This window comes from Thalassotalea eurytherma, from assembly GCF_030161415.1.
Lineage (GTDB): Bacteria > Pseudomonadota > Gammaproteobacteria > Enterobacterales > Alteromonadaceae > Thalassotalea_G > Thalassotalea_G eurytherma.
Genome location: NZ_BSSU01000012.1, coordinates 168,117 through 178,760 on the forward strand (window position 1 = coordinate 168,117; position 10,644 = coordinate 178,760).

The following is a 10,644-nucleotide window of genomic DNA, read 5'->3' on the forward strand; positions in this document are numbered from 1 at the left end:
AAGTACTCATACTTAAGCGCTAGATTATTTCACGCCAAGTTCTTTAAGTCGTTCTAGCAAGTAACTTGCTTGTGTATGACGTTCGGATAATTTTACTTCACTACGCGGGTGTAAAAATAATGGTAGTGAGATACGAGACTTATCACTCGCTTTACCCGTAGGATTAATCACTCGGTGACTGGTTGAAGGGAAGTACCCTTGCGACGCCTCTTGCAGCATGTCACCGATATTGATAATTAAATTACCAAAATCAGAAGGTACGTCCATCCAGCTGTCATCTTTACGCTGAACTTGTAAACCTGGCTCGTTAGCTGCTGGTAAAATTGTCAGTAAGTTAATATCTTCATGGGCAGCTGCGCGAATAGCGCCTGGCTCTTCATCACCTTGTAAAGGCGGATAGTGCAAAACGCGTAATAATGTGTTTGGCGTATCTTTAATCATATTTGATAGCCTTTCACTGTAATGTTGAGAAACATCAGCAGGACTATGCTCTTCTACCCAGTCTAAAAGCTCAGCAGCTAAATTGGAGGCGAGATTATAGTAAGACAGAATCTCGTCATGAAGTTGTTTAGGGATACGACCCCATGGGTATACGTGATAATATTCTTTAATATCTTTTTTTGTATGACCCTTCGCTGTTTCAGATACGTCAGCAGAGAAAAAACCATCTTGCTTTTCAGGATCGAAAGCAAAGTCGTGCTTTTCTTCAGAACAGAAAAATTCATACCAATTCTTATAAATTGATTCGACTAACTCTTGTTTTATTGGGTGATTGATTAATACACCAAAACCAGTTTCTCTTAAGCTTTTAACGAACTTTTCTGGCGCGTCATCAGCGAGATAATCAACAACTTGTACTTGCATATCTATTTTATCCTCAAAATTTTCATGGATATTTTAATGGAAATATAGTGAATACCAAAGAATTTACGAGTTTTTTTAAGCTTTTTTCGTTTTCTGCTATCAACACTCTAAACTAATAGATAACATAAAGTGGTTAATAAGAAGTAAAAAAGAAAGGAAGAGTATGAAACATATTATCGCTTTATGTGTAACTACAGCAGTTTTAGCGGGCTGTTCAGCAACTAAAGGTGGTTGTGAGGACGTTAGTGAAGTAAACAAGCAAATTCAGCAATGTAAACTATTACATAAGCAAATGAGCGAAGCAAAAGGGCAACCTATGCGTTTACAAGAGTTAGAGCGTCGCTATCAAACAGATTGTGTTGAGTCTAGATTCTATAAAGATGATTATAAAACTAAGTCATGTGGTGAGAAGAGAAATCAATAAAAGGCGATTGTAGTAACCTCTCTTATCGATGTTGTTAACAGACTGTAATATGGGATTGAAAGAGTGGATATTTACATGAAAAAAGTACATTATGGTTGGAATTTAATGCTAACTTATTCAATTTGGTAGTATGACTAAGCCGCAAAATCTAACCCAATTAGTTGAGCAAAATAAAAAGGTTCAGCAAGAACTTGATAGCCTTAAAAAGGAATATCAATACCTTGCCGATCGCCACGATGCATTATTTAAGCTCAATAGCCTATTGAGTGAATGTAAAGACATTCATGATTTCTACTTCCAGGTTCACAATGTTGTTGCATCTTTGATGGTTGCATACAACTTTTATATTGTACTTTATGATCAAACCTTTGAAGAGCTAGAGTTTGTCTATCACGTAGATGAATATGATAAAACGCCTATCGGTAAAATTCCATTTGAAAACTTCAATGGTTCCTTAACTAATTATGTTATTCGCTCTGGTAAGGCTCTGCTAGCAACGCCTGAACGCTTAGCTGAACTGAAACAGCAAGATGAAATATCTAATGTAGGTTCCGACAGTATTGATTGGTTAGGTGTGCCGCTTATCGATGATGGTTATATAGTAGGTGTTATTGCCGTACAAAGTTATACGGAATCAACTCGTTACCAGCAAGATGATTTAGATATGTTGAACTTTGCGGCTCAGCATATTGTTTCTGCACTGACCTATGTGCAAGACACCGAGCGCTTACAAAAAGCAGTTTCCGCACGTACTACCGAGCTCATGGAGCAAATCAGAGAACGTGAGAAGTCTGAGCTATTGCAAGAATCTCTGTTTAGAATTTCTGAATTGGCTTCTGAAAGTACTGTAGATTTAGATCATTTCTATTCCCAAGTACACAATATTGTCGGTCAGCTTATTAATGCATCTAACTTCTTCGTCGCTAAATATCAAAAAGAAAGTGATACCCTCAGTTTCTTATATTTCGTCGACCAGCTCTCTGAAAATGAGGTTCAAGATTTCAAACCTCGTAAAATGTCTAATCACTATACTGAGTTGGTCATTCGTTCTGGCAAAGAGGTCTTGCTTGATCGAGATAAAATGTATGCGCTTTATCAGCAAAACGTAACGTCAAAACCTCAAGGGAATTCGCGATCTTGGTTAGGTGTTCCGTTAAAAATTGATGATCAAATTATTGGTGCCATGGTTATTCAAAGTTACCAATCTGATGTCTTGTATACAGAATCAGATTCAGAGCTATTGAACTTCGTTGCACAACACGTTGCCAATGCGATTAAACGCCGTGAGTCAATCGACTATGAGCGACGCACTCATGAGTTACTTGAAGAACAAGTACAAATTCGTACGCAAGCATTAGAAGAAGAAATTAAGCAAAGAAAACAAGCCGAGTCATTATTAAAGCATTCTGCTGCACATGATGCTTTAACAGGGTTGCCTAATCGAACGGTATTTATCGACCTTGTTGACCATGCGATTGCTTGCCAAAAGCGTCGCAATGACATGCAGTTTGCTGTGTTGTTCCTCGACTTAGATAGGTTCAAAGTGGTCAATGATAGCCTTGGCCATCATGCCGGTGATTTACTACTTAAAATTATCGCCAAAGAGCTGAAATATATCATTCGTGAAAAAGATACTGTTGCTCGTCTTGGTGGTGATGAATTTGTTATCTTGATTGAAGATCTAGATGATCATGATGAAGCTTATGAAATAGCGCAACGTATCACTGAAATGTTAGAGCGCCCATTTGATATTGAGAAACAGCCAGTATTTATCGGGGCAAGTATTGGTGTCTTGTTTAGTGATGATCGCTACGCAAGTGCTGATATTATGTTGCGTGATGCCGATACAGCCATGTATCACGCGAAAGATAAAGGTAAAGGCCGCTTTGAAGTGTTTGATGCATCAATGCACCAAAAAGTACAAAACGCACTTACCTTAGAAACCGATATGCGCGAAGCGATTGATCGTTCAGAGTTTCTCCCTTATTTCCAACCAATTGTAAATTTAGACAATGAGGCGGTTGTTGGTTTTGAAGCGCTAGCGCGTTGGCAAAGTGATAAACGTGGCTTTGTCTATCCTAGTGAATTTATTTCGTTAGCCGAAGAAACAGGCTTGGTCATGCAAATTGATTTACAGATCTTGGAAAAGTGCTGTAAGCAATTACAAACGTGGAAATCACTAGGTTCAGCCAGTGGGCTTTATGTCAGTTGTAACCTGTACTGCAACCACTTTTTCAATCCGACATTACCTGATGAAATTCTTAAGATCACTGAGGCCTATGGCATTGAGCCAACGCAAATCAGACTAGAAATTACCGAACGTGCGCTATTAGAAAATAACCATATCGTTTTAGCAAATATGAATGCGTTACAGCAGCTAGGTTTCAAAATTTTGCTTGATGATTTTGGCACAGGCTATTCGAGTTTAAGTTATTTACATCGCTTCCCAATTGACGTTTTAAAAATCGATCGTTCGTTTATTACAAACTTGCAAGAGCATGAGAGTAACCGAGCCATTATCAAAACGATTATTGATTTAGCGACCAACCTACAAATGGCGACGGTAGGTGAGGGTATTGAGCATGAACAAGAGGCTAAGTTATTACAGCGGATGGATTGTAATTATGGTCAAGGCTTCTATTTTGCAAAACCGATGTCTGCTGACGACGTGATTAAGACATTAGAATTGACATAATTTAAATTGAGGACTAAGGATTAAGGATGAAGTATCTAGTTATCATGTTAAGCGTGTTGGCGCTAACTGCCTGTCAGCAAACAGAGCCAGAAAAAAATACCAGCGCGAAGATTAAAGAACAAAATACAACTATGATCACAGTAACAGTGAAATATCTTGAGTTTGAAGGTGGCTTTTATGGTCTTGTTACGCAAGATGGAAAGAAGTTATTGCCAATGAATTTAGCACCTGAATATAGAAAAGCAGGAACTGTAATAAAAGTATCAGGTAAGCAGTTAACAGATGTGATGACAATCCAGCAATGGGGCACGCCTTATCAAATATCTGATGTTGAATTAGTTAAAAAGGGGCGTTCGGCTCAAGAATAAAAAAAGCGCCTTGGCGCTTTTTTTATTTTTTACATTCAAGGGGCTGTTTAAGCACGGTGATGTCTCTATCATCACCATCAATTGTGATTTGAAAAAGCAATTGGTACTCATTTTCATCAATCATCTCTAACTCTTCACCCGTTAAAAAACTTGCTAAGGCTGGTGTTGTATTACTATGACCAACCACTAAAGCATTTTCCTTTTCTTTTAGCAAAGTAATGGCAAATTGCTCTAGAGCTTTTGGTGAATACTGCTTTATTCCTAAACCGAGAGCCTTTGCAGTAGGTGCTGCCGTTTCTAATGTACGATTATACGGCGTACTATAAACATACTTAATTTCTGCAAGCGAAAGCATTTCAGCTAAATGCTGCGCTCTTAGGCTTCCACAACTTGTTAAGTTTGGATTTTTTTGTTCCGGCTGTTTTTCCGCATGACGTGTTAAATATAGCGTAAACTCTTGCGCTGATATTGCTGGCGCAAGTAGCAATGAAACCAATAATAAGTATTTTTGCATCGTAACTAGTATCTATTTAATTAAAATAATCGGTTTAAACCATTTAATGCTGCCACCCTAAAGGCTTCTGCCATTGTAGGGTAGTTAAAGGTAGTCTCAACAAAATACTCGATTGTATTACCACCATGTTGTTGCTGCATAATAGCCTGACCGATATGAATAATTTCAGCAGCATTTTCGCCAAAACAGTGAATACCTAATATCTCTTTGGTTTCTCGGTGGAAAAGAATTTTTAAGGAGCCTACTAAGCTATTAGCAATTTGAGCACGTGCTAAGTGTTTAAATTGAGCGCGACCAACTTCGTAAGGTACTTTAGCTTCTGTTAATTCTTGCTCTGTTCGGCCCACTGAGCTGATTTCGGGAATGGTGTAGATACCGGTAGGAATATCAGAAATTAACTTAGCCGTACTGCGATGATCGATCATCGCGGAAGCTGCTAAGCGCCCTTGATCATAAGCGGCACTTGCTAAACTTGGGTAGCCAATGACATCACCAACAGCATAAATGTTGTCGGCACTTGTTTGGTATTGATCATTTACTTTCAATTGACCACGGCCATCAGCTGATAGAGTGGCGTTTGCCAATTTCAAATCAGCCGTATTACCCGTTCGACCATTTGCCCAAAGCAAACAGTCTGCTTTCATCTTTTTACCCGATTCTAAGTGGACGATAACCGAATCATCGGTTGCTTCGACACTCGAAATTTGTTCACCATGTCGAATAACCACACCGTTATTCCAAAGGTGGTAGCTTAATGAGTCTGAAATTTCATCATCAAGAAAAGATAACAAGCGATCACGGGTATTAATTAAGTCAACTTTAACACCAAGGCCTCTAAAGATTGACGCATACTCGCTGCCAATAACACCGGCACCATAAATAATGATAGAGCGAGGGTCATGTGCCAAAGATAAGATAGTATCTGAGTCGTAAACGCGAGGGTGGCTAAAATCAATATCGTCAGGACGGTATGGATGTGAGCCAGTTGCAATAACAATCTGTTCAGCAGTTATTTGCTCAACTGAACCATCTGGTTTAATAATTTTCAGCGTATGTTCGTCAATAAAAGAGGCTTCACCAACAATGTGCTCTACGCGATTTCTATCATAAAAACCACTGCGCAACTGAACTTGCTTACGAATAACAGCTTCAGCGTGTTTTAGAATGTCTGAAAACGTTAAGTGTTTTGCTTTTTCATGTTTGCGAAATAAAGGATTCGAATTGTATTCAATAAGGCGACTAACACTTTGGCGAAGTGCCTTTGAAGGAATTGTTCCCCAGTGCGTACAGCCACCACCAACGTCTTTGTAACGCTCAACAATTGCAACGCGCTTTTGTTTTTTAGCTAATTCCATCGACGTGCCTTCACCACCAGGGCCTGAGCCGATAATGATTGCGTCAAAATCATACTGAGTAGCTGCTTGTTTGGTTTCGCTCTTTACGTTTTTTTTAGACAAAATAAAAATCCAACTCCTGCGTATCTTGTTGAAAAGTTTAACAGGAATTGGATTTAAATTAACTACTACTTAAGTTTATTTCACTGCGTTATTAAGCAAGTTTCGCCGTCATAAGAGTAAAACGCTTTTTTTGCTCATTAAAACGTGCTTTTAATTCAACGTATTGCTTATTCAATTCTGAATTTTCAACGTCGCTAAGTAGTTCAGCTTTTTTAGTTGCGATGAGTTGTTTCTTGGCATCGTAAAAGGCATTTAGCTTAGATACAACAAGGTCATACTCTTGTTCTAGTTTGTCTAGCATAGCTTCAGCATTCGGGTGTTGGGCAATACGCAGTTGCGTGCGTTTCAATGTCATAGATAATTTGGCTTTCTCTATTTTATCTTCAGGACTTATGCGTAATTTTGTTGTTAGGTTTAGGTATTCACAACCTTTAATTAACCATTTTGTCGGGTCAAACTGCCACCAACGTATGCCATTACGGTAATCGTTTTCAAAAATATGATGAAAGTTGTGGTAACCCTCACCAAAAGTAAAGAATGCTAAAATTCCATTATCGCGAGCAGTATTTTTATCGGTGTATGTTTGTTTACCCCAAATATGCGCGAGCGAATTAATGAAAAAGGTCGTGTGGTGGCTTAATACTAAGCGCAAGAAACCAATTAATAAGATTGCACTGATAAGATCGCCGTTGATCAAACCGAAAGCTATGGGCACACCAAAGTTCATTGCTATGGTAAGTAACAAGTAATGTTTATGCTGCCACATAACGATTTTGTCTTTTTGTAGGTCACGCACATTGTCATAGTTGCTGTAACGGCTTGCCTGATACTCCCGTAACATCCATCCAATGTGTGAATACCAAAAGCCCTTTTTAGCAGAGTAAGGGTCTTTATCGTTGTTATCGACATGCTTGTGATGGATACGGTGATCTGAAGACCAATGTAAGGCACTATTTTGAAGTGCAAAAGCACCGCCTAAAGCAAAAATGAAACGTAAGCTCCAATGAGCTTGGTAAGTTTTGTGTGACCACAATCTGTGGTAGCCAGCGGTAATTGACATGCCACAATAGATAAAACAAATTACTGCCATAACTATTTCAGCAGTATCGAAACCGTGTGTAAATGCGCGATAAGGCACAGCCACGGCAGCAATTAAGAATGTTATTAAGAATATAATAACGTTTAGCCATATGATTTTAGGCTTGTTCATAGATCTTCCAAAATCAGAATAAATACTTTCAGCTAACAAGTGTACGCCAAAATATAAAAGCACGCTAGACCTGAGTACCTATAGTATAGACAGATAGTTAAAAATTTAAGACGAAATGATTACGTGACATAGCAAGTCATGACAAGCGACTTAGCTTTGCGTATTATAGTGACAAATTTGAATGATGAAGTAGATGTAGATGACCGGAGTTCGCGCACAACAAAAAGAAAAAACAAGACGCCAACTAATAGATGCTGCCTTAAGTCAACTCAGCGCAGAGCGTAGCTTTTCGAGCTTGAGTTTACGCGAAGTCGCTAAAGAAGCGGGCTTGGCACCTACCTCTTTTTACCGTCATTTTGCAGATATGGATGAGCTTGGCTTAACGCTAGTAGATGAAGCGGGGCTTACATTGCGCCAATTGATGCGGCAAGCTCGACAACGGATTGAAAAAGGTGGTTCTGTTATTAATATTTCCGTACGTACCTTTATGGAATTTATTGATGACAATGCGAATATCTTTAGATTGCTGCTACGCGAACGTTCTGGAACGTCAGCTGAATTTCGTGCCGCTGTTAGTCGTGAAATTCGCTATTTTACCTTAGAGTTAGCTGACTATTTACAAGCGGCGAATCAGTTAGATCATCAAATAGCCCAATATCAAGCCGATGCCGCTGTTACTGTCGTGTTTTCTGCAGGTGCCGATGCTTTAGATATGAATCAAGCTGAACGCGAAGAGTTATCTCATCGCACAATTAGCCAGCTGCGATTCATTGCTAGAGGCGCCGCCGACTTTAGTTCACGAATTAAAAATAAAAAGACTACTTAGCTTTTCTTGTTAAATAAACACCTGTTTCAATATGGTCGGTATAAGGGAATTGATCGAATAGCGCAAAGTTTTCAACATGGTGAGTTTTACTAAGCGTTTCTAGATTTGCCTTTAACGTATGTGGATTGCAAGAAATGTACACTATGCGCTCAAATCTACTGACCAGCTCTAAACTATCGTCATCAAGGCCTGCTCGTGGCGGATCAACTAACACCGTATCGTAACGATAAGTTGTTAGGTCGATACCTTCTAGACGTCGGAAAGTTCGTTCGCCATTCATTGCTTGGCTAAATTCTTCACTGGCAAGACGAACAATAATAATGTTCTCTTTTTTATTCGCTGAAATATTTAACTGTGCTGAGTTAACTGACGTTTTTGATATTTCAGTACCCAAAACTCGAGTAAAGTTATCGGCTAAAGCGATACTAAAATTGCCGTTACCACAATAAAGCTCTATGAGGTCGCCACCAATACCTGTTGTTACTTGTTTTGCCCACGACAACATATGTTCATTTACACCACCATTGGGTTGGGTAAAACTATTTTCAACTTGTTGGTAATGAAGAGACTGTCCATCTACCTCAAGTACTTCGTTAACATAATCTCGTGCTAAAATAATCTTTTGTTTACGAGCACGACCGATAATATCAACGGTACCTAATACCTTTGACAAACGTTCGCTTAAAAGTAAGGCATTTTGATGCCATTCGTCAGTAAGTGGCTTGTGGTAAAGCATACTAATAAGAAGTTCACCGCTTTTAGTTGAAAGGAAATCAACCTGGAATAAACGTTCACGTAAAACTTTACGCGTTTTTATATCTTCCAAAAGCGCCTTCATTGCTTTGTTGATTAAAACACTTGCTACAGGAAAATCCTCTACCTTGAATTTCTCTTTGGTTTCTTTATCAAACATAATAAAGAAAAGGTCATCGCCTTCATGCCAAAGTCTAAATTCGGCTCTCAATCTATAGTTAAGAGGCGCTGAGCGGTATATTTCAGTCTCTGGTAAAGAGAAGTCGGCAAACAAAGACTCCATCGCTTGACGCTTTTGAGTGAGTTGCGGCTCGTAGTTTTCTGGAGATACGTGGCTGAACATAAAATATACCTTTAATAAAATAACGAGCGAATTCTAGCGACCAATCAATGAAAGTCTAGTGAAACTTATAAAGAGTAGGTAATTTTATTAAAGCAGAAAATAAAAAAGCTCGCATAAAGCGAGCTTTTAAATCATGCCCAGTATCTTTGAATTTATTCTTCAGACTTTTCCGGACGTTCTTTTGCTTCACGTACTTTTAACGTACGTTGTTGGAATTCAGTATCATTTAATGCCTTTATTGCTTTATCACTATCTTGTGCTGAAATTTCAACAAAACCAAACCCACGACGTTTGCCAGTATTCTTGTCTTTCATTAATCGTACTGAATGAACATAACCGTGTTCAGCAAACAAATGACGAACTGCAGCTTCATTTGCTCGGTATGGCAGGTTACCTACATAAAGTGTTTTTATATCGTCAGTTGCAGCATCAGTTTCAGACGACTCATTAAGTTGTGTTGAAATAAAGAAGCCAACTAGAGAACCAATGAAAGCACCAATGGCAGTTGAATATTGATCAGCCGATAACAAGCCAGCGGCAAAATAACTTACAGCCGAAATAACAACGGCAATAAGGATTGCCTTAATAAAGAGAGGGAAATTCATAAATATCTACCTAATTATTGTTTTTAAAATAAAAATAGCAATTCTATGTTACTCACCTTTTACTAATGTGCAACATATATGATGATTTATCAGGCGATTTGTTGTTTCCTTGTTATAAAATAGGCTTTTTTACGTTAATAGTAGGTTCTTATCAATGATTAGCCCGCTTATTGAAGCAAAATTATCTATTTTGACGGTACTTATATAGGCTTTTATTCATTCTCTAAAACGATGTTTTTGAATTGGAACCACGATAAAAGATCGCCCTCTACTAAAGATCAAACACTTACAGCGCTTTATTTATGCGGTTTGTATAGAAAGCGACCAAACAGTAAATTAATTCAAATTAGTTGTTGACGTGTCGTCAAAAATCTCTAAAATGCGCTCCACTTCTTCGGGACAGACCCAAAGCAGTGTTTTGATAAGTTTAGTTAACGATAGTGAAACTAAACGGCCAACAAAACTTACGAAAACAAAATGAAAAAAAGTTTTCAAAAAGTGTTGACATCAAAACTGAGAAGCGTAGAATGCGCATCTCGCTTCGGGGCAGCGGCCACAACGGCTTAGCACGAAGCATACAGCTTG

At 38.5% G+C, this 10,644-nt stretch carries 10 protein-coding genes; 4 read left to right on the plus strand and 6 right to left on the minus strand.

The genetic code is table 11. The annotated features are described in order from the left end of the window. Window positions 1-24 precede the first annotated feature (24 nt). Window positions 25-864 carry a 2OG-Fe(II) oxygenase family protein gene (locus QQK02_RS13105; RefSeq protein ID WP_284208512.1) on the minus strand — a complete coding sequence of 280 codons (840 nt, stop codon included), beginning with the start codon at window positions 862-864 and terminating at the stop codon, window positions 25-27. A gap of 163 nt (window positions 865-1,027) precedes the next feature. Between QQK02_RS13105 and QQK02_RS13110 the strand changes: the two genes are divergently transcribed. From QQK02_RS13110 to QQK02_RS13120, 3 genes are all read left to right on the plus strand, one after another. Further along, entirely contained in the window at window positions 1,028-1,288 is a 261-nt protein-coding gene (locus QQK02_RS13110) for a hypothetical protein (protein WP_284208513.1), read from the plus strand. Window positions 1,289-1,418: 130 nt separating this feature from the next. Next, complete coding sequence (locus QQK02_RS13115; RefSeq protein WP_284208514.1) at window positions 1,419-3,983, plus strand: sensor domain-containing phosphodiesterase; 2,565 nt, start codon at window positions 1,419-1,421, stop codon at window positions 3,981-3,983. A gap of 26 nt (window positions 3,984-4,009) precedes the next feature. After that, window positions 4,010-4,351, plus strand: a complete 342-nt coding sequence (locus QQK02_RS13120; RefSeq protein WP_284208515.1) for a hypothetical protein — start codon at window positions 4,010-4,012, stop codon at window positions 4,349-4,351. Window positions 4,352-4,373: 22 nt separating this feature from the next. Here the strand turns inward: QQK02_RS13120 and QQK02_RS13125 are convergent, their stop codons facing one another. The 3 genes from QQK02_RS13125 to QQK02_RS13135 form a co-directional block, all read right to left on the minus strand. Next, a complete protein-coding gene (locus tag QQK02_RS13125; protein WP_284208516.1) occupies window positions 4,374-4,865 on the minus strand; it encodes a SixA phosphatase family protein in 492 nt (163 codons plus the stop codon). Window positions 4,866-4,885: 20 nt separating this feature from the next. Beyond that, window positions 4,886-6,322: a Si-specific NAD(P)(+) transhydrogenase gene (gene sthA / locus QQK02_RS13130; protein ID WP_284208517.1), complete on the minus strand. Its 1,437-nt coding sequence runs from the start codon at window positions 6,320-6,322 to the stop codon at window positions 4,886-4,888. A 91-nt stretch (window positions 6,323-6,413) separates the two neighbouring features. After that, window positions 6,414-7,532, minus strand: coding sequence for an acyl-CoA desaturase (locus QQK02_RS13135; protein ID WP_284208518.1), 1,119 nt, complete (start codon window positions 7,530-7,532; stop codon window positions 6,414-6,416). A gap of 199 nt (window positions 7,533-7,731) precedes the next feature. On the opposite strand from QQK02_RS13135, the gene fabR reads away from it, so the two are divergent. Further along, window positions 7,732-8,358 (plus strand): HTH-type transcriptional repressor FabR, encoded by a 627-nt coding sequence (gene fabR / locus QQK02_RS13140; protein ID WP_284208519.1) that lies wholly within the window; start codon window positions 7,732-7,734, stop codon window positions 8,356-8,358. Here fabR and trmA read toward each other — a convergent pair. Beyond that, window positions 8,351-9,454 (minus strand): tRNA (uridine(54)-C5)-methyltransferase TrmA, encoded by a 1,104-nt coding sequence (trmA, locus tag QQK02_RS13145; RefSeq protein WP_284208520.1) that lies wholly within the window; start codon window positions 9,452-9,454, stop codon window positions 8,351-8,353. The genes fabR and trmA overlap by 8 nt on opposite strands. A 152-nt stretch (window positions 9,455-9,606) precedes the next feature. Beyond that, window positions 9,607-10,059 carry an RNA-binding protein gene (locus QQK02_RS13150; RefSeq protein WP_284208521.1) on the minus strand — a complete coding sequence of 151 codons (453 nt, stop codon included), beginning with the start codon at window positions 10,057-10,059 and terminating at the stop codon, window positions 9,607-9,609. Window positions 10,060-10,644: the final 585 nt, after the last annotated feature.